At 50.3% G+C, this 18,819-nt stretch carries 19 protein-coding genes; 14 read left to right on the top strand and 5 right to left on the bottom strand.

The window, feature by feature from the left end; translation table 11 throughout:
• Window positions 1-222: 222 nt before the first annotated feature.
• Window positions 223-744 (bottom strand): zinc ribbon-containing protein, encoded by a 522-nt coding sequence (locus K9N57_06285; protein ID MCF7803778.1) that lies wholly within the window; start codon window positions 742-744, stop codon window positions 223-225.
• Window positions 745-1,039: 295 nt separating this feature from the next.
• Here K9N57_06285 and K9N57_06280 point away from each other — a divergent pair, with 295 nt between their 5' ends.
• From K9N57_06280 to K9N57_06215, 14 genes are all read left to right on the top strand, one after another.
• Window positions 1,040-1,405: an Rrf2 family transcriptional regulator gene (locus tag K9N57_06280; protein ID MCF7803777.1), complete on the top strand. Its 366-nt coding sequence runs from the start codon at window positions 1,040-1,042 to the stop codon at window positions 1,403-1,405.
• Window positions 1,406-1,453: 48 nt separating this feature from the next.
• Window positions 1,454-2,200, top strand: a complete 747-nt coding sequence (gene sufC, locus K9N57_06275; GenBank protein MCF7803776.1) for a Fe-S cluster assembly ATPase SufC — start codon at window positions 1,454-1,456, stop codon at window positions 2,198-2,200.
• Between the two features lie 33 nt (window positions 2,201-2,233).
• Window positions 2,234-3,643: a Fe-S cluster assembly protein SufB gene (gene sufB / locus K9N57_06270; protein MCF7803775.1), complete on the top strand. Its 1,410-nt coding sequence runs from the start codon at window positions 2,234-2,236 to the stop codon at window positions 3,641-3,643.
• A 115-nt stretch (window positions 3,644-3,758) separates the two neighbouring features.
• On the top strand, window positions 3,759-5,105 hold the full coding sequence (sufD, locus tag K9N57_06265; protein MCF7803774.1) for a Fe-S cluster assembly protein SufD: 1,347 nt from the start codon (window positions 3,759-3,761) through the stop codon (window positions 5,103-5,105).
• An 11-nt stretch (window positions 5,106-5,116) separates the two neighbouring features.
• Window positions 5,117-5,431 (top strand): non-heme iron oxygenase ferredoxin subunit, encoded by a 315-nt coding sequence (locus tag K9N57_06260; GenBank protein MCF7803773.1) that lies wholly within the window; start codon window positions 5,117-5,119, stop codon window positions 5,429-5,431.
• A 50-nt stretch (window positions 5,432-5,481) separates the two neighbouring features.
• The gene (locus K9N57_06255) at window positions 5,482-6,720 is read left to right on the top strand and encodes a cysteine desulfurase (protein ID MCF7803772.1); all 1,239 of its coding nucleotides are present in this window, start codon (window positions 5,482-5,484) and stop codon (window positions 6,718-6,720) included.
• Window positions 6,698-7,144, top strand: coding sequence for an SUF system NifU family Fe-S cluster assembly protein (locus K9N57_06250; GenBank protein ID MCF7803771.1), 447 nt, complete (start codon window positions 6,698-6,700; stop codon window positions 7,142-7,144). The genes K9N57_06255 and K9N57_06250 overlap by 23 nt, the downstream gene beginning before the upstream one ends.
• A gap of 714 nt (window positions 7,145-7,858) precedes the next feature.
• Window positions 7,859-8,461 (top strand): glutathione S-transferase family protein, encoded by a 603-nt coding sequence (locus tag K9N57_06245; protein ID MCF7803770.1) that lies wholly within the window; start codon window positions 7,859-7,861, stop codon window positions 8,459-8,461.
• A gap of 89 nt (window positions 8,462-8,550) precedes the next feature.
• Window positions 8,551-9,918, top strand: coding sequence for a trehalose-6-phosphate synthase (locus K9N57_06240; protein MCF7803769.1), 1,368 nt, complete (start codon window positions 8,551-8,553; stop codon window positions 9,916-9,918).
• A gap of 87 nt (window positions 9,919-10,005) precedes the next feature.
• Window positions 10,006-10,659, top strand: coding sequence for a DUF5752 family protein (locus K9N57_06235; protein ID MCF7803768.1), 654 nt, complete (start codon window positions 10,006-10,008; stop codon window positions 10,657-10,659).
• A complete protein-coding gene (locus K9N57_06230; GenBank protein ID MCF7803767.1) occupies window positions 10,646-11,881 on the top strand; it encodes a glycosyltransferase in 1,236 nt (411 codons plus the stop codon). The genes K9N57_06235 and K9N57_06230 overlap by 14 nt, the downstream gene beginning before the upstream one ends.
• 308 nt (window positions 11,882-12,189) lie before the next feature.
• The gene (locus K9N57_06225) at window positions 12,190-12,468 is read left to right on the top strand and encodes a hypothetical protein (protein MCF7803766.1); all 279 of its coding nucleotides are present in this window, start codon (window positions 12,190-12,192) and stop codon (window positions 12,466-12,468) included.
• Between the two features lie 290 nt (window positions 12,469-12,758).
• Entirely contained in the window at window positions 12,759-14,300 is a 1,542-nt protein-coding gene (locus tag K9N57_06220; protein ID MCF7803765.1) for an MFS transporter, read from the top strand.
• Window positions 14,301-14,357: 57 nt separating this feature from the next.
• Window positions 14,358-14,837 carry a hypothetical protein gene (locus tag K9N57_06215; GenBank protein MCF7803764.1) on the top strand — a complete coding sequence of 160 codons (480 nt, stop codon included), beginning with the start codon at window positions 14,358-14,360 and terminating at the stop codon, window positions 14,835-14,837.
• Window positions 14,838-15,180: 343 nt separating this feature from the next.
• Here K9N57_06215 and mutY read toward each other — a convergent pair whose 3' ends face one another.
• The 4 genes from mutY to K9N57_06195 all read right to left on the bottom strand — a co-directional run bounded on the left by mutY (window position 15,181) and on the right by K9N57_06195 (window position 18,708).
• A complete protein-coding gene (gene mutY, locus K9N57_06210) occupies window positions 15,181-15,957 on the bottom strand; it encodes an A/G-specific adenine glycosylase (protein ID MCF7803763.1) in 777 nt (258 codons plus the stop codon).
• A gap of 8 nt (window positions 15,958-15,965) precedes the next feature.
• A complete protein-coding gene (gene mutT / locus K9N57_06205; GenBank protein ID MCF7803762.1) occupies window positions 15,966-16,373 on the bottom strand; it encodes an 8-oxo-dGTP diphosphatase MutT in 408 nt (135 codons plus the stop codon).
• Between the two features lie 407 nt (window positions 16,374-16,780).
• Window positions 16,781-17,686: an ROK family protein gene (locus K9N57_06200; protein ID MCF7803761.1), complete on the bottom strand. Its 906-nt coding sequence runs from the start codon at window positions 17,684-17,686 to the stop codon at window positions 16,781-16,783.
• 206 nt (window positions 17,687-17,892) lie between these two features.
• Window positions 17,893-18,708 (bottom strand): dienelactone hydrolase family protein, encoded by an 816-nt coding sequence (locus K9N57_06195; protein ID MCF7803760.1) that lies wholly within the window; start codon window positions 18,706-18,708, stop codon window positions 17,893-17,895.
• Window positions 18,709-18,819 lie beyond the last annotated feature (111 nt).

Raw genomic sequence — 18,819 nt, 5'->3', positions numbered from 1 at the left:
CGCCTTGGAATGAGATTCCAAGGCTGGATTAAAAAGCCTCGCAATCTCATTGCGAGGTAGGGAAAAGGTTGCATTACTGTTACACCGTAAGGGCCCTCACGAGATCCCTCCTCCGGAAGGAGTATATAAAACTGTCGGTGACGCTATGAGCGATCACCGACAGAAAAGTATTTAATTTTTTCTTGGTGCCTTCGCGTCTTTGTGGCTATAACATATCGCTAGTTACAGCATTCGCCGAAACGTCGTACTCTTACACGAGCTGCACGGCGGAATGCGCCCGCTCTTTTTAAAGGTCATTGTTTTTTCGCATTCCACACACTTAAATGTGCCGGCTCCTGCAACTTCACCGGTGTGATAGGTGATCTGCTCGTCGATCTTTTCATCCAGGAAGGTAGCCCAGTTTTTCACTGCCTTTGTCATCTTGGCCAGCATCCCGAGTCCGGTGTCTGAAATCCGCTGGAATTGTTCTGATTCCAAAAAATCCTCTTTTTGTTTGCCGGCGACTTTTACGAAATTCTGCCAATCTTTGCGCACGGCCTTCCGGGCTTTTTCTATCTCGTCTTTAGTATATTGGGATGCCTCTTCCAGGGATGTCCCTGCCTGATTCAGGGCCCGGTCAAACTCCTTTTTCGTAATATCCGAAGTCGTGGTCAGGATGTTGCGTACGTTTTCCAGGATACGGTCATATGCGTTTGCGACTCGTTCTTCTTCCTGGCTCTTGGTATGTTCGGATTGTGCCGTCATAATTTTTCCTCCTGGGTAATTTTTGCCCTCAAAATCAAAAAATTCCAATGAATTTATAGTTATGCCCTCATTTATAAATCACAGTTTACAGGTTATTTTGAAAAATGTAAAGTCGCTGAAACACTGTCATTATAGTGATAAGAGTCATTTACGAGCAATGCGTAGAAAAAATGTTATTTCTGTTTGAAATGAGACTAAAGTGGTCTTATATTAAATGCGATTGAAATGGTCGCATATATTGGAATAAAGAAAAATGCTGCGTTTTACGAAAAAAACTGAATACGGAATTATCGCGATGAAATGCATCATTTCGGAACAGGAAAAGGATCCGGATGTTGTGGTGAGCGCCACGGAAATCGCAGAGCGGTTTAATATTCCGCGGGGAATTCTTGGGAAAGTACTGCAGCAGCTGGCGCGGAACGGAATGATAAAATCCTACCAGGGCGTCACCGGCGGATATGTGCTGGACAAAGCGCCTGAGGATATTAACCTGAACGACATCGTCCGGATAATCGAGGGACCGATATCCATGGTGGAATGCTCCACAAATAACGGCGAAGAGTGCTCCCAGCTGGAAAATTGCAATATCAAATCGCCGATATTGACCATACAACGCAACTTGACCAATTATTTTAAAAATATTAGTTTAGCTGATCTGTAACTGAAGAGGAGAAATGAGTTTATGGCAAAGAACAACGGTAATGAACCAATGTTGAAAATATCCGGGCTGAAGGGCGGTGTGGAAGACACCGAGATTCTGCACGGCATCGACCTGGAAGTTAACGGCGGCGAAGTCCATGCCATTATGGGACCGAACGGATCCGGGAAAAGTACGATGGCTCATATTTTGATGGGCAATCCCCGCTATCATATCACGGATGGCGAGATCACATTTCGTGGCGAGTCGGTCAATGATCTTGAACCTGATGAGCGGGCGCGACTTGGCATGTTTCTGGCATTTCAGTATCCCAGCGAAATTCCGGGAGTCAGCATGGACAAGTTTCTCAGAGATTCCTATAATGCCGTGAAGAATGATTCTATTTCAGTGGGAAAATTTTCCAAATATCTCCGCCAGAAGATGCAGGATCTGGAAATGGATGAAAAATTTGCGTCGCGCTACCTGAACGAAGGGTTCTCAGGTGGCGAGAAGAAGCGGAGCGAAATGCTCCAGATGGCCGTACTCGAACCGAAATTGGCCATTCTGGACGAAACGGATTCCGGCCTGGATATTGACGCACTCAGAACAGTCGCAGAATCGGTCAATAAACTGGTGAATCCTGAAATGGGAGTACTGGTAATCACGCATTACCAGCGGATTCTACGGTACCTGGAACCGGATCACGTCTACATCATGCTCAACGGAAAGATTGCTGACAAAGGCGGGCCGGAACTGGCAGAAAAACTGGAAGATAAAGGCTACGACTGGATAAGGGAAAAGACCGAAGTCGAAGTCTAATTAAATCGAATATAAACGTATGCAGGGGTAAATATGTCTGATACAGCACTGCAAACAGCCAATAGAGATTACGAATACGGCTGGCACAGCGAACATAAATATAAATTTAAAGCGCCACCCGGATTAACCGAGGATCTCATCAAAGATATCTCCAAGCGGAAGGAAGAGCCGGAGTGGATGCTGGAGAAGCGTCTAGAGGGTTTCCGGGAATTTATGAAGAAGCCGATGCCCACGTGGGGCGGCGATCTCTCGGATATCGACTTCAACGAGATCATCTACTATCTCCAGCCGGACTACCAGAAAAATAAGAACCAGAGCTGGGATGATGTGCCGGACGATCTCAAGGAAACGTTCGAACGGATCGGTATTCCGGAAGCAGAGCGGAAGTTCCTGGCCGGCGTGTCCAATCAGTTTGACTCCGAATCGGTCTACAGCAAGCTGAAAGGCGCCTGGGAGGAAAAAGGTGTACTCTTCTTTGATATGGATGCCGGACTAAAGGAACATCCGGAGATCGTCAAAGAATACTTCGGTACATTGATTCCGGCCTCCGATAATAAATTCGCAGCGCTGAATACCGCGGTCTGGTCCGGCGGAAGTTTCATTTACGTGCCAGAGGGAGTGAAGGTCGGATTGCCGCTGCAGGCGTATTTCCGGATTAATGCAGAGAATGCCGGTCAGTTCGAGCGGACACTCATCATCGTGGACAAGGATGCGGAAGTACACTATATCGAAGGGTGCACCAGTCCGTCCTATTCGACGAATGCGCTGCATTCTGCGGTAGTGGAACTGATTGCCCACGAGGGCGCTACGCTTCGTTACACGACTCTTCAGAACTGGTACAGTTCGGTGTACAATCTGGTGACCAAACGATCAAAGGCCGAAAAGAATGCTCGCGTCGAGTGGATTGATTACAACGGCGGGAGCAAGGTCACCATGAAGTATCCGAGTGTCTACCTGGTAGGTGAGGGCGCTCATGCCGAGATCGTGTCCATCGCCACGGCGAAGGAAAATCAGCACCAGGATACCGGCGGCAAAGCGATCCACGCCGCGCCAAACACCACCTCGAAGGTGACATCTAAAAGTATCAGCTTCGATGGTGGACGGACCTCCTATCGGGGATTGATTAAAGTCCATCCGGGCATGGAGAACTGCAAGTCGGACATCGAGTGTGATGCGCTGATGATGGGCTCAAATGCGGAGTCCGATACCTATCCCTACATGGAGATCGAGGACGACACCGCGCAGATTGAGCACGAGGCGACGGTCTCCAAGATCGGCGAGGAGCAGCTCTTCTATCTGATGAGCCGCGGTCTCACTGAAGACCAGGCCAAGAGCACTATCGTCCACGGATTCCTGGATGAGTTCGAGCGGACTCTGCCCATGGAATACGCAGTCGAATTTAATCGGTTGGTGGATCTCCAGATGGAGGGTTCTGTCGGATAAAACGCCTCCATGGCGATTATGAATATGACTATTAACCGAAAGGGAGCTCGGTGTGATTTGAATGCACCGGCTCCCTTTGGATTGAAAATGCGAAGGTAACAGAACGAGGAATTACATGGCAAGCGATAACGGACATACACAAGGCTTTACCCGCGAGCAGATGTACGCGATTTCCGAGGCCAAAGAGGAACCGGCCTGGGTAAAGGAACAGCGGGAAGCGGCGTATAATACATGGGAAGAACTCCCTATGCCGACAACCAAAGATGAGGAATGGCGACGGACCGATATTTCGCATATCGATTTCGGAGCGTTTACGCCTTACACGGATGTGAACGGCGAAGCGGTGACGTCGGTCGAGGAACTGCCGGACGCCACCAAAGATCTGGTGCAGTCTTCAGACCAGCGCGGCGGATTGCTGTATCAGGGCGATTCCGAGGTACAACTGACAAAAATTTCTGAAGATTTGCGCGAAAAAGGCGTCATTTTCACATCTCTGGAGCAGGCGGTAAAAGAGCATCCCGAGCTGGTGAAGGAATATCTGTTCACCAAGGTGATGACACCACAATACAGTAAATTTGCGGCACTAAACGGTGCTTTCTGGAGCGGCGGAGCATTTCTGTTCGTGCCAAAGAATGTGGAGGTGGACATTCCGTTTGAGGCGTTATTTACGGTTAATAAACCGAACGCTGTGTTGGCGCAGCATAATCTGATTATATTGGAAGAGAACGCGTCTGCGCAGTTTGTAGAGGTGTTCCGCTCGGCAAATGATGAGATTAAAACGCTGCACAATGGCATCAGTGAGGTCTTCCTGAACGATAACGCCCGGATGAACTATACCAGTATCCAGAGCTATAATCAGGAAACATACGATTTCTCCAACAAACGGGCCCACATCGGACGAGACGCCCGGATGACCTGGGTGGTCTCTAACTTCGGCAGTAAACTGGCGAAGAACCACATCGACAGCGTGTGCGCCGGTGAAGGAGCCAACGCCGATGCCCTCGGACTATACTTCCTGGACAACACCCAGCACCTGGACACCGGTGTACTGCTGAAACTCGAAACGCCGCACACTACCGGCGAAAGTATTTTCAAAGGCGCGCTAAAGGACAAGAGTCGCTCCGTTTTCCAGGGACTCATCAAGATCGACCGGGATGCCCAGCTCACCGAGGCGGAACTGGAGAATAAAAACCTTCTCCTCGACAAAGGGGCGCGGGCAGATTCTATCCCGGTGCTGGAAATCGAAGCAGACGACGTCAAGGCAGGGCACGGTGCGACCGTCGGGCGAATTAACGACGATCAGATGTACTACCTGAGAAGCCGTGGTCTGAGCAAACAGCAGGCCGAACGAGTGATCATCTCCGGCTTTTTCAAAGACGTAACGAAGCATATTGGTTCTAAGTCGACGAAGGACCTCATAGATAGGCTGATACAGGAAAAGATCGAGAAGATCGCAGAGTAGGAGACATTTGCATGGCCTGGGTTGAAGCGCTTTCCCTCGGGGAACTGGGGGAGTACGACATGGACAAGATAACTATGAACGATGGAACCCGTATTGCTGTTATTCGTATGGATGATGATGTCTATGCAATTGATGATACTTGTTCCCATGCCGAAGCATCACTTTCGGAAGGGGAACTGCTGGGGAATAAGGTGAAATGTCCTCTTCACGGCGCAGAATTTGACGTGCGTACCGGTGAGGTAAAGTCCTTTCCGGCAGTAGTGGGGGTGACGAAATACGAAACGAAAATCGAAGACAATACGATTTACGTGAACTACGGAGAATAACTTTGACCGTTCCCGGAAAAAATGGCTCAGTGCCCGGGCAGAACAGTCCGCTGGATGTGGAACGCATTCGGCAGGATTTCCCGGTGCTCAGCCGGCGGGTTCAGGATAACAAGCCGCTGGTCTATCTTGACAACGCAGCAACATCCCAGAAACCGCAGCAGGTTATTGATAAAATTGCCGAGTATTATTCACGATATAACGCCAACGTCCACCGGGGCATTCATACCCTCAGCGAAGAAGCCACCGATGCCTACGAACTGGCCAGAGAAAAGGTGGCCGACTTCATCAATGCGGAGTCGGAGCGGAATATTGTTTTCACCAAGGGTACCACCGAGTCCATCAATCTGGTGGCCAATGCCTGGGGACGTAAATTTCTGGAGCCCGGCGATGAGATCCTGATTTCCTACATGGAGCATCACAGCAATATCGTTCCCTGGCATATTATTGCCAGAGATACCGGAGCGGAGATCAAGGGTATTGAACTCACTAAGGCCGGCCATCTGGATCTGGGGCAGTTCGAAAGCCTCCTGAGTGACAAGACGAAAATCGTCGCCGTAACTCAGATGTCCAATGTGCTGGGGACGATCAATCCGATACGCAAGATTGCGGATTTGGCTCATGAATATGGCGCGAGGGTATTGGTGGACGGAGCGCAGGGAGCAGCACACAGTCCAACGGATATCCAGGAATTCGACTGCGATTTTTATGCGTTTTCCGGCCACAAGATGTGCGGACCAACCGGCGTTGGCATCCTGTACGGGAAATATGAGGCACTGGAGTCTATGAATCCGTTCCTCGGCGGCGGTGAAATGATCGAGGATGTCTATCTGGACTCCTCCACCTACAAAGAGCCCCCGTGGAAATTCGAAGCCGGTACGCCGAATATTGCCCAGTGTATTGTACTGGGGTACGCCATCGATTACCTACAGGATATCGGTATGGAAAAAATCCTGGCGCATGAGAGCGACCTGATGAACTATACCATGCGCCGGATGAATTATTTTGAAGACGTCCACGTATACGGGCCATTGGGAAAGCGCGGCGGCATCGTCTCGTTTACCATGGACGGAACACATCCCCACGATATTGCTACCATTATCGACCAGGAGGGCGTCGCCATTCGTGCCGGCCATCACTGTGCCCAGCCGTTGATGCGCAAACTCGGCATCGGATCATCTGCGCGAATCAGTATTTATTTCTACAATACTACCGATGAAATTGATATATTTTTCCAATCGTTGAACAAAGTGCGGGAAATTTTTGGCAATGTCACTGAACGGGCTGTATAAAGAAGTTATACTCGATCACTACCGGACCCCCCGTAATCGGGGCGAGTTAGACAATCCCACATTTACCGAGGGCGGCCACAATCCCAGTTGCGGGGATATCCTGGAACTGTTTGCTGACGTGGATGAAGACGGTATCGTACAGGATATTAGTTTCGACGGCCATGGCTGTTCCATCAGCATGGCCTCCTCCTCGATGATGACCGAACTCATCAAGGGCAAGAGCCTGGACGAAGTCCTGGAGATCATCAAAATGTTTGAGGAAATGATGCGTGGCGAAGGGGAATTGCCGGATAAGGACGAATTCCTGGATGTCGCTTCGCTGGAGGGCGTTGCTGATTTCCCGGTGCGCCTCAAGTGCGCCACCCTGGCCTGGGATTCCATGCGGCGTGGTATTGAACATTACCGCGAGGAAGTCAATTCTTGAGTAATTTTCTATTATTTAGCTAAAGACAATCAGGTATCCCGAGCGATCTCGCCTTGGGGAAGAGTCGAAGGAACGCGCTAATTATTCTATGGACGATTCTTGACGAGATTCCTTTGCTTCTTTGCGCTCCGGTCGGATTGACTCAATTGCCTTCCGTCGGTGATCCCTGGCAGGGTCACCGACGGTGTAAGTTTAGTAGATCACCATCACCGAAGCTGGTACTCCTAGTCCCCGAACCGGGAAATATGTTACTCTTAGTATTCCCGGAGAAATCTTCACGAGATTCTTCCCTTCGCTAGCGCTGAGTCGGAATGACGCAATGTTTACGTTTCCTCAATAGTAAAACTCCCCCAGTCATCCTGAGCGAGCGGAGCGAGCCGAAGGATCTGGTCGTCCACCCTTCGGAGGTTCCTTAAACGAGATTCCTCAACTTCACATCATTTCGCTCGGAATGACTCCCATTTTTTTCATCTGAAGAGTTTTTTTCCCAATACACAGTACGCAATACTATCAAAAAAACCGCTGGTGATTTCCGGCGGAAAAAGAACTGGAGTAACCGTCACCGACGCTGTAAGCGATCGGTGACGGGAGTGCAATTCACCGCGGCGAATATTACGAAATGTGTAATGAGCAGCAGCCGGTCGTCTTGATATACTCAAGGCCAGTCCCTAACTTTTTCAATGCGATGGATGGGACTCGGAAAACGCCGGGAATATGATGACAGATACTGACAAAATCCAACTCTACCACTTTGAGCGCTGTCCCTTTTGCGAGAAAGCTCGCAGGGGTTTCCGGGCGTTGGGACTTTCTTACGACAGCCAGATAATAGACCCGGGTGATCGTAGCCGTGTGGAACAGATCTCTGGACAACCCAGCGTCCCGGTGATCGTCGACGGAGACACCACACTGCCGGAGTCCACGGATATCGTGACGTACCTGGATAAAAATTATGGTAACGGTTCGCCGCTCGTTCCGGAATCTCCGGAAGAACGCGGCAGGGTATATATGCTTGACCGGTACGCCGACGAAGTGTGGGGGCCGCTCGGATATAAGGCAATAGTCAAAGTCGACAGTGATGGAAATGATCTGGACAAGGACGGGCAGGAAAACTTACAGCAGCGTATTAACAAAGAGGCCGGTTTTCTGGACGACGCACTGCAATCCGGTGACTATCTCGTTGGCGATTCACTCACCCTGGCTGATCTTGCTGTCAGTGCTTTTATCAGCCGGATGGTGAACTATTCCGACTTTCAGCCGACCGACAGCTATACCCATCTCTGGGCGTGGTATGATCGGATTGATACTCACCTTAATTAACCAGGCGGAATAACGTGACACAGACACCAGTTGATGTAAACCTCAGAGGTCGGCGGCTCGTGATTTGTTCTAATCGGGAGCCATATTCAGTGACGAAGACAGAGGACGGGTACGAATATGACGCCACGGTCGGGGGCTTGGTCTCGGCGCTGATCCCGATTATGCGATCCAGCGGGGGCATGTGGGTGTCCTGGGCCGGCGGCGATCTGGAGGATAAGGACAAATTGCCGGCGAGGCAGCAAATTCCCGGTAAAGATCCCACGTTTCTCCAGCGTCGCGTATTTTTAACTGAGAAAGAGGTCAATAATTATTATTACGGCTTCTCCAATCAGGCGCTCTGGCCGCTCTGCCACTATTTTTTGGAGCGGTCGAACTTTGAGGAAGAGCACTGGGCGGCTTATCGCTCTGTGAACCGAAAATTTGCTGATGCCATCCTGGAAGACGTAGACACGGAGAACGACCTGCTGTGGCTCCAGGATTACCATATGGCATTGGTCGCCGGGATGCTGAAGGACGAAAATTCGAATATCAGATCCAGCATCTTTTGGCATATCCCGTTTCCGCATATGGACTTTTTCCGGTTCATTCCGTGGCGCGTGGAACTGCTGGAAGGGATGCTCGGGAACGATGTGATCGGATTTCATCTGCCGCAGTACTGCCTGAATTTCGGCCGCGCCGTGGAGACGATCCTTGGCTACGAGTGGAACCGAAAAAAGTACGAAATTTACGTGGGCGACCGGACGGTGAAACTCCTGCCCCGGGGCATTGGCATTAATTACGATTATTTCAATAACCTGGGCAGTTCGGAAGAGGTCATTAACAAAGCCCGGGAAATCAAGGATGATCTGAGTTCGGAAAAATTGATTCTCGGTGTCGATCGTTTGGATTACACCAAGGGTATCAAAGAACGGTTGCTGACGCTGGAGAAGTTTTTCGACGAGTATCCGGAATATTGCCAGAAAGTATCGTTTTTACAGATAGCCGTACCCAGCCGGACCGGCGTGCCGGAATACCAGGAATTGAAGGACGAAATTGACTACCAGATCGGGCGCATCAATGGAAAATACTCCAGAGAGGGCTGGATCCCGATCCACTATTTTTACCGCGGCCTGCCCCAGGAGGAATTGGTGGCGTACTATCGCGCGGCAGATGTGGCGCTGATTACGCCAATCCGGGACGGCATGAATCTGGTGGCCAAAGAGTTTGCGGCGACCCGGAGCGACGTGGATGGCGCGCTTATCCTGGGCGAACTAGCCGGTGTGGCCTCGGAATTTCCGGACTTGGTGGCAGTCAATCCGTTTGACCTGGAAAGCGGTGCTAAAGCACTGAAAGCGGCGATAGAGATGCCGCTTGAGAAAAAACGAGAGACCATGCAGCAGATGCGAAAGCAGGTCAGACGCAAAGACCTGAAATGGTGGATAGAAGAAAACCTCTCAATGTTAAGCGATCTTCAGTAAATATGACAAGTAAATAAATCATGAACACGGACTAGTAAAGATAGATGGGAACTGCAAATTTGAAATCGAAAGCTCTATAAGGTGAATATGGCAAATTCATTTGAATTTTATACGGAAGCAGGATTAACTAAATATACCGGTTTTAAAGCGGACAGCCTGCGGTCGTTAATCGATGGTTTGGAGGGCGTCTCTGGGTCCTCCATTTTTTACCATTTGCATCACGCCCTGTTTCGCTGGCATTTTGAGACGGGCGGACATCTGAACGATTTTGCGCGGTGGAGTCACCGGCAGCTGCAGGAAGATCTACTGGCAGAGAAGCTCTCCTCCGTTGATCCCCTGAGTTATACCAGTATCAGCCAGGCGCGGAATGCACTTATTCAGCATATTGAGGATCATATCGGTTCTATCGAATCGTTGCCCAGGGTTCCCCGGGGCCGGGAATTTTATTTCACGGAAATTAAAAGCTTCATCGTGGGAACCGGCGATATCGCAACGGATTTGAAAAGCTTCCGCAACTGTATCGCCAATGTAGAGAGCTATTCACTCTTTTATCATCTAATCGAAGCCCGGGTACGCATGAGCAAGGAAACCAACGACTTCAGCGTGTGGCTCCGCGATGAACTGGACGAACAGGAACTCGCAGAGAAAATTGAACACCTGAGTCCATATGTGTACAACCTCTACGAAATTCGATCCAAACTCTTAGAAATGATAGAGGAGCGTCTTGATGACAGAGAATAGCATCACCCTAGATTCGTACGAAAAATATATATCGAAATCGGAAATCAACATCATTAAAAACCTGGCGGAGAAACTGGGTCCCGCCAAAATACAACAGGTCAATTCCACCAGAATGGGGGGCGGCGTTGCGGAAATTCTGCATCATCTGATCCCATTGATGGAAGGACTGGATTTTGAAATTCACTGGGATGTGATTGAAGGGAATCCCGAGTTCTTTAACGTAACGAAAAAGTTCCACAACGCCCTGCACGGGACCAAATCGGAATTTTCCCAGGCGGAACTGGATACGTTCAGGGAAGTGACGGCACAGAACCAGGGCGTTGTCCGGGAGGATATGGATTTCTACGTGATGCACGATCCACAACCCGTGGGACTGATCGACAGTAAGCAGCAGGACAAGGGCCGCTGGATTTGGCGCTGCCACATTGACTTATCGGAAGCGGATAATCGTGTCTGGGGGTTTCTCCGACAGTGGGTGGATGAATATGATCATGCCATTTTTCACCTGCCGGAGTACGCCAAAGGCCTGCTGATTGATCAGGTGATCATACCGCCGGCCATCAATCCGTTCAGCGATAAAAATCGTGACCTGACCGATGAGGAAATTGCGTCAGTTCTTGAACGGTTCGAAATTGACCCCGAACTTCCAATCATTTTGCAAGTGTCGCGATTTGATCGGCTGAAGGATCCCGTTGGCGTTATCAAGGCCTATAAGCTGGTTCGCCGGTACCTGGATTGCCAGCTCATCCTCGCCGGTGGAAGCGCTTCGGATGATCCGGAAGGTGCGGAAGTGCTCAGAGAAGTCCGGGAGGAAGCGGGAGATGATCCGAATATTCATATCCTGAACCTGCCGCCGGACAGCAACTTAGAAATAAACGCATTCCAGCGGGCGGCGTCCGTGATTCTGCAGAAGTCTCTGCGGGAAGGTTTTGGTCTGACCGTGACAGAAGCCATGTGGAAGGGGAAACCCGTCATCGGTGGCAAGGTCGGCGGAATTCGCCGGCAGATCATGCACCGGAGTAACGGAATGCTGGTGCAATCCATTGAGGGAACAGCACTCCGCATCCGGGAAATCCTGGCTGATCCCATACTGGCAGATCATCTGGGAGAAAATGCCCGGAAATATGTCCAGGAGAATTTCCTGCTGCCGCATTACCTGAAAAACTGGCTACTTGTGTTCCATTCCGTTCGCGATGGCCATGATGGGATTGTGCGTCTGTAAAAAAAAGCACCAGGTTTGCGAAAAGAGACAGCCGCCATTGACCGCTTCAGGCGTCGATGGCGGTATTTTTATGAATGAGAATCGCGAATAGCGCACTGAATTACCATCCCATTAAAACGTCTTCATTACAAAATGCTTAAGCGCAGCGGCAATCATTCGCAAAGCTGGTCGATACCCCCTCTTGATTCTTTCTGATTCTGACCCTAACATTAAAATGAAGAGTAAAGCAACATGAGGTGTCGTTCCGATGCCTTGTATAGTAAATAGACGTCACACGGTTTTCACAATAAAAAAATCACCAGAATACCATGGAAGAGCAGACATTCTCCCGAAAGATATGGGAACATCTGCTGTCGTCCGGTGGATACTCCATTGGACAGTTTTCGGTCACAGTGAATGATGATCAGGTCCGGGTTTACCACTATCGAACCCGGAACGTCGCACGGTTTCCCAAGGAAGATTCCTACGAAGAGATGGAGAAGCTCTGCCGGGAGCGCGGGTATGATCTCCCGTATCTGCTGAAAAATTATTACCCGAAATCATTTCGGTCACTCAAGGAATACCGGAATAAATCGGGACACGCGTAAGAACACTATTTGAACCAAAGCCATGTTGATTAACTACCAGGTGATGGAGATCTGCAGCTTGTCGGTGCCGGATGAGGGGTGCCGTGGGCCGGTTTTCCCGTATATTTTCTGACTACCCCTTCCACATTAGTTGTACTATATCTATCAAATCCACTCAGGTTTTCACGACTCCGGTAGAATTAGCGAGTTCCGAGTTCAACGGAACTTTTCCCGGATAGGGTGAGACCCCCTACTCCGGACTTTGATGGAGGCTTCGTATCCGCCGGAATTTTTTGTATCTTTCCTCCGTTTTGGAACAAGAAAACATCACACCGGAAGATTATAATCAGCAGCATTTGACCCGGATCATTATCGGGATTATGCTGGGCGTGTTCCTGGCGGGTATCGACGGAACAGTCGTCAGCACCGCTATGCCGACCATTGTCACTGAGCTGGGCGGTCTGGCAATTTACAGCTGGGTCTTTTCTGCGTACATGCTCACCGGCGCTATCTCCATGCCCATCTTTGGTAAACTATGCGACGTTATCGGCATTAAGATTAATTTTTTTGCTGCAGTAGTATTGTTCCTCGCCGGATCGATTCTCAGCGGCTTGTCGGCGAATATGATGCAGCTAGTGTTATTCCGCGCGGTGCAGGGTCTCGGCGCCGGCGGGATGTTTTCGGTCCCGTATGCACTCATCGGAAAGGTGTTTCCGCCGGAACGACGTGGCAAAGCACTGGGATACACCAGCGCGGTCTGGGGAATCTCGAGTGTGCTCGGCCCGTTGCTGGGGTCAACCATTGTAACGGCGCTGACCTGGCGGTGGGTGTTCTACCTGAACATCCCGTTTGGGATTGGCGCAATTTACATGATCAATCGCGCCTACAGGGAAGTAAGTCTCCCGGACGAGCGGCAACCCATCGATTACGGCGGGGCATTTTTCCTGATGGTTTCGATTCTGCTCCTTCTGCTCGGATTTCTCCGGTATGGTCAACGAGTGCCCTTCTGGAGCTGGAGCGTGGCGGGCCTCCTGGGATCGGCAGTTGTTGCAGTCCTTGCGTTAATTCAGGTTGAAAAACGTGCCAAAGATCCGATCCTGCCACTGGATTTTTTCAGTCTGCCTGTGTTTCGGCTGACCAATATTATCGCGTTGCTGGGCGGCTTTACTATCCTGGGACTCATCTCATATGTACCCCTGTATGTTCAGGCGAGTAAGGGCGGAAGCGCCATGACTGCGGGCATTGTAATTATGCCGCTCTCCATTGGATGGTCCGGCGCCAGTTTTATCACCGGGCGGATTTTACACCGCACCGGCGGGAAAAAGATGATCGTCGCCGGGATGGCAATGGTGCTCGCCGGCTGCCTGTTGGCACTCCGGATGGACGAATCCACACCCCTGGCATTCATCATTGGAAATATGCTGGTTCTCGGTATCGGGATGGGGACCCAGACGCCGGGACTCCTGGTGACGCTGCAGAACTCAATACATATTTCGGTGATGGGAGTGGCGACGGCATCGCAGCAGCTGGCGAGACGGATAGGCGCCACGGTAGGTGTCAGTTTGATGGGCGCTGTGTTGACCAAAATTTTCATCAGTGGTGTAGCGGGAGCAAAGGAATCTCAGACGTTCGGTCAATTGCCGGAGTCGCTCAAATCACAGTTCGGAGATCCTACATCGCTGCTTACGGGCGAAGCCCGGGAGCTCCTGCCCGCGGATTTATTGCGGCCACTGCTGGAGGCCTTTAGCAATTCCATCACCGGGATATTCGCTGTAGGTGTCGCTGCTGCGGCTCTTGGATTAGTACTTTCATTTCGAATTCATCAACCGGAATCCGTTGAAAAGCCCACATGATTTACTTAGAATCCAATCTTTAACAAATGCTGAAACAATGCTGAATAAGGAGGCACAATGCGAAAAATTATATCGATATTCATTCTTGGTGTATTAGTGGGGTGCGGTGGGGGTATTCAGAACGATACGCCGCTGCCGAATTCTATACAGGATATGCAGATTTCCGAGATTATGCAGGGCGGGGAAGCGGATGAAGTCATCACGAAACTGCATCAGAAAGTGGTGACCGATCAGGAGAACTACATCGGTGAATATTCCGGCAAAGATTATGATGCGACGCTGTACCTGACCGTCTATGACAATCCGGATTCGGCACTGAGTGATTTGAACAAGATGGTGGAGCGTATCCAGGATCCGCACGTCGGTGGCCAGATGGGCTATCAACATACCCGTGAACTTACAAAATACGGCGAAAATGTTTACATGGCGCTTCAGAACCAGCGGGCGCATTACTTCTATGTAGATGGGAATGAACTCTACTGGCTTGACGTTGATCCGCATGTGGCGATGGGGGCGATTCAGCAGCTGACGCAATAACGGCAGTGTTGGAGTGTTCCCCAAAGGGATCCCTTCGGGGCGGGGGATCAGGTGTTAGAGTTAGAAGTGTCGCGAGTTTGGTGTCCGGAGTTCAGAGTCCTGTCGCCAAAAGGCAGTTGGTTGTGCTCAGAGTGGCTTAGTTAATTGTGGTAACTGTTTTTTACCAACAACACAACTCCATCCACCTTTCCTCCTTCCTCTTCTGAAGAGGAAGGAGGGACTCATCTTCTATACTTGTGGCGTCGGGTTTCTCCCTCTCTTCGGAAGAGAGGGAGAACAAGAGGGTGAGTTGTGTTGTTAGATAAAGTTTATTAGAAATGAATTAGATTTTAACATTACAGAGTTAAAACTCATCCGGAGCATACGGTACATAGGGTTCGGCAGCTTTGGAAAGAGAATTGCCGTTTTCACTGTAGGGAAATTCCATCTGCGGTGACTTATTTCGCTGGTACTCCACACAGAATGAACGCATGGGACAGATGCCACATTTCGGATTTTTCGCGGTGCAAATCTGCGCGCCAAAATCCATGAGTGCCTGATTAATCTCCCAGACGGTCCGTGGTGCGATGACCGACTCTGCCAGTTTCCAGAGACGACGTTCCTGCTTTGCGGTGGAGGAGTGTCTGCGTTTCACGAAAACCCGTTCCAGTACCCGCTTAACATTGGTATCCAGGATTGGTGCTGGTTTTACAAAAGCAAAGCTAACGATAGCACCAGCAGTGTAGCGTCCGATACCGGGCAGTGACTCTAACTCTTCGACGGTCTCCGGAAAAATGCCTTTAAATTCTTCGCAGACCACGATGGCCGACTTCCGAAGATTCCGTGCCCGGTTATAATAGCCGAGCCCTTCCCAGGCTTCCAGAGCTTCGGTTTCAGTCGCCTCAGCCAGAGATTCCACTGTCGGAAACCGGTCAAGAAATCGGTGGTAATAATCTTTGACGCGTTCCACCTGGGTCTGCTGGAGCATGATTTCCGAGACCAGGATTTTATAAGGATTCCGGGTCCGACGCCACGGCAAATCCCGGCCGAACCGGCGGAACCAGTGAAGCAACGTTTTGGTAAACAGGCGTCGCCTTCCGGTGTTGGAGACCTGTTTTGGAGTGAGGATTTTCAGAGACATAGGGAAAATCAGGTATACGTCAATTTCAGCAGGTTGATGACGCTTTGATCGCCGTCCAAAAAATCGTATTCGTCCAGTTCGGCAATGTCCACCCACCGGATATCGGCAAAGGCTAAGTTCATCGGATCCGGCAGATAATCCGTTATCATATAGAACGTCAGATTAACTGTGAGGCCATTAGGGTAGGTATAATCATATGCAACCAGCTCATCTTCTATTTTGATATCGACGGCCAATTCTTCAACGAGCTCACGCCTCAATGCTTCCCGCGGCGTTTCGCCGTCTTCGATTTTTCCGCCTGGGAATTCCCACTTCAGTGGATGCGAGGTCTCTTCCTTCCTCTGGCAGATGAGCACCTGGTCATCCTCGTTCATCAGGATGCCTGCAGCGATGTCGAGTGGTTTGTTGATTTTCATGGACGATAAATTTAGTGCGATTCGGGTACAAATGACAGCTGACAAAGACAGGATGAAACAGAAGTGTTACTATGTTATTATAGTTTTATGGTGTTACCGTGGTTGTCTCTTAATCTTACTATTATTCGCAACGGCCAATCTAATCAATTAATCCATGACGCTCTATCTTCAGCGGCAATGATAAATAGGCAACACAACTCACTACCTTATTCTCCCTCTTCCCGAAAACGACTCGGGATCTACGACTTCGAAGAAAGGGACAGGGGGATGCAGTTATGTTAATGGCGAAGGAGAAATCCGCTTAATTGACATAAGTAAATATTTAAGACATAACCGCTCCAGTAATCAGGACACCAGATGCATAAAATCTGTTAACTATAACACAATAACACTGTAACACTTTAACACTAACGAAGGATAGCCGCTCCGAATACCCCGGCACTGTCTCCCAATTCCGGCCTCAGAAATGGCGTGTCCAGGGAGTGGTTAAAGACATGCTTTTTCGTCTCCCGGATACCGTCGGTATACAATTCAGGAATATTGCCTACTCCGCCACCCAGGACGATTGCATCCGGATCAACAATGTTGATGACACCGGCGATGGCTTTACCGAAATAATGGGTCAGCCTCTCGATGGTGTCTTTTGCCATTACGTCGGATCCATCTCGGGCCTCTTTAGCGATTTCCCTGAGAGATTTTTCTTCCCCTGTCCTGTCGGAATGGTATTTTTCCAGCGCACTCCCGGAGATGACGGTCTCCACGCAGCCAACTTTTCCACAGTAACACTCGCCGCCGGATTCGTCCAGGAAGTTGTGACCCCATTCACCGCCGATAGCGTGTTTACCCCTGACAACGGTATCGTTTACGATCAGTCCCCCGCCGACTCCGGTTCCCATAATCACTCCAAAGATGACACTGGCGTCCGGCACCTGATTTTTAATACACCCGAACCGTGTCTCCGCCAGTACAAAGCAATTGGCGTCGTTTTCGAAGGTGAGGGGAATATCCAGGCGCTGACGCAAATCTCTCGGTAACGGTTTACCAATAAGACAGCCCGTATTGCTGTTTTTGACGGTCCCGGTGCCGGGATCAACAATGCCGGGCGTTCCGATACCGATATGGCTTGCTCTTTCACCAATTTCCGTGGACATCTTTTCCACAAGTAGCGCGATCCGGTTCAAGATATGGCTGTATCCGTTCTCGGCTTCGGTAGGAATGCGCATACGGGAGAGCGCCTGCGGATTATCAGCGGATTTAATAACCACGCCTTCAATCTTGGTCCCGCCGAGATCGATTCCCCAGAGCGGTGTCATGTTGTGAATTTTCTCATTTTAAGGATTATCTTTAAGTTTACTGTCGACGATGCGATGAGTGTACACTGCCAGGGTCACAAGTCATTCCGGCTGGAGCGAAGCGGAACGGCCCCCCAGGGATTCCTTCCGGAGGAACGGGATTAAAAATCCCTGCTGCTATAAGTAGGTTGTATTCCAAAGCCACTCCCTCCCCGGACAGCCTTGTCTCACATCTCCTCCTTCATAATCTTTATCCACCGATCCCAGGCTTTGTCTCTGGCCTGCCTGTTGGGGTCATCTTTGGGAGCACCTTCGCCTGCGCGCATAAATCCGTGGCCAGCTCCTTTGTACACTTCCGGTTTATAGGTTTTGCCGGCCGTTTTCATTTTCTTTTTGGTTTGGGGAACAGTGCTGGTGACCCGGTTGTCATTTCCGCCGTAAAAACCGTATACCAGCGCTTCAATCTGTTTGAGCTGCTCCATATCTTCCGGCGCGGTCCCATAAAATGGGAATGCAGCTTCGATATCACCGTAGTTGGTGGCGAAACGAAAGGTCTGGCTGCCGCCCCAGCAGAATCCGGCAACGAACAGTGTTCCGTTTGACGCGCTCAAATTTTTCCCGTAATCGGCTACGGCCTTGAGATCGGCGGTGACCTGCGCCGGAGGCAACTGGTAAATGCCATCTCTGGCAGCGTTGCTGTTGGGGTAGTCGCTGGTTTTGCCGCCGTCCGGTCCCATGCCAGAGAGCAGATCGGGTGCGATAGCGATAAAACCGGCTGCGGCCACCTGATCGGCTAGCCCCCGCACCCAGTCGGTGAGCCCGCGATTTTCGTGTATGAGCAAGACCGTCGGCACATTTTTATCGGCCTGTGGATAGACCACGAAGGAGTGAACCGTTCGGTTATCGTGCTCGACCTGCACCCATTCGTGGTGACGCGGCGACTCGTTAAGCCGTTCAATGGGAGAGGATTGAGCAATTAGCGAGCCGGCGAAAATAATGCTGAGAAGAGTTATCACGCCGGTAAGTTTCCTGTATGAAATCATCGGATTGTCTCCTATTGGCTTGATGATACTTATGATACAATGCCAATTAGAACAGTAAATTACAAGAAAAAAGCGCGGCCAATCCTCTAAAGATCGGCCGCGCTTTTTTAG

The sequence above is a fragment of the Candidatus Neomarinimicrobiota bacterium genome, assembly GCA_021734025.1.
Lineage (GTDB): Bacteria > Fidelibacterota > JAANXI01 > JAANXI01 > JAANXI01 > JAANXI01.
This window is presented reverse-complemented; position numbering and strand designations above follow the sequence as displayed.

Excerpts from the sequence above, each read along its gene's own strand:
- K9N57_06285 (MCF7803778.1), bottom strand. The coding sequence starts at position 744 with ATGACGGCACAATCCGAACATACCAAGAGCCAGGAAGAAGAACGAGTC.
- K9N57_06280 (MCF7803777.1), top strand. The coding sequence starts at position 1,040 with ATGAAATGCATCATTTCGGAACAGGAAAAGGATCCGGATGTTGTGGTG.
- sufC (MCF7803776.1), top strand. The coding sequence starts at position 1,454 with ATGTTGAAAATATCCGGGCTGAAGGGCGGTGTGGAAGACACCGAGATT.
- sufB (MCF7803775.1), top strand. The coding sequence starts at position 2,234 with ATGTCTGATACAGCACTGCAAACAGCCAATAGAGATTACGAATACGGC.
- sufD (MCF7803774.1), top strand. The coding sequence starts at position 3,759 with ATGGCAAGCGATAACGGACATACACAAGGCTTTACCCGCGAGCAGATG.
- K9N57_06260 (MCF7803773.1), top strand. The coding sequence starts at position 5,117 with ATGGCCTGGGTTGAAGCGCTTTCCCTCGGGGAACTGGGGGAGTACGAC.
- K9N57_06250 (MCF7803771.1), top strand. The coding sequence starts at position 6,698 with ATGTCACTGAACGGGCTGTATAAAGAAGTTATACTCGATCACTACCGG.
- K9N57_06245 (MCF7803770.1), top strand. The coding sequence starts at position 7,859 with ATGATGACAGATACTGACAAAATCCAACTCTACCACTTTGAGCGCTGT.
- K9N57_06235 (MCF7803768.1), top strand. The coding sequence starts at position 10,006 with ATGGCAAATTCATTTGAATTTTATACGGAAGCAGGATTAACTAAATAT.
- K9N57_06230 (MCF7803767.1), top strand. The coding sequence starts at position 10,646 with ATGACAGAGAATAGCATCACCCTAGATTCGTACGAAAAATATATATCG.
- K9N57_06225 (MCF7803766.1), top strand. The coding sequence starts at position 12,190 with ATGGAAGAGCAGACATTCTCCCGAAAGATATGGGAACATCTGCTGTCG.
- K9N57_06215 (MCF7803764.1), top strand. The coding sequence starts at position 14,358 with ATGCGAAAAATTATATCGATATTCATTCTTGGTGTATTAGTGGGGTGC.
- mutY (MCF7803763.1), bottom strand. The coding sequence starts at position 15,957 with ATGTCTCTGAAAATCCTCACTCCAAAACAGGTCTCCAACACCGGAAGG.
- mutT (MCF7803762.1), bottom strand. The coding sequence starts at position 16,373 with ATGAAAATCAACAAACCACTCGACATCGCTGCAGGCATCCTGATGAAC.
- K9N57_06200 (MCF7803761.1), bottom strand. The coding sequence starts at position 17,686 with ATGACACCGCTCTGGGGAATCGATCTCGGCGGGACCAAGATTGAAGGC.
- K9N57_06195 (MCF7803760.1), bottom strand. The coding sequence starts at position 18,708 with ATGATTTCATACAGGAAACTTACCGGCGTGATAACTCTTCTCAGCATT.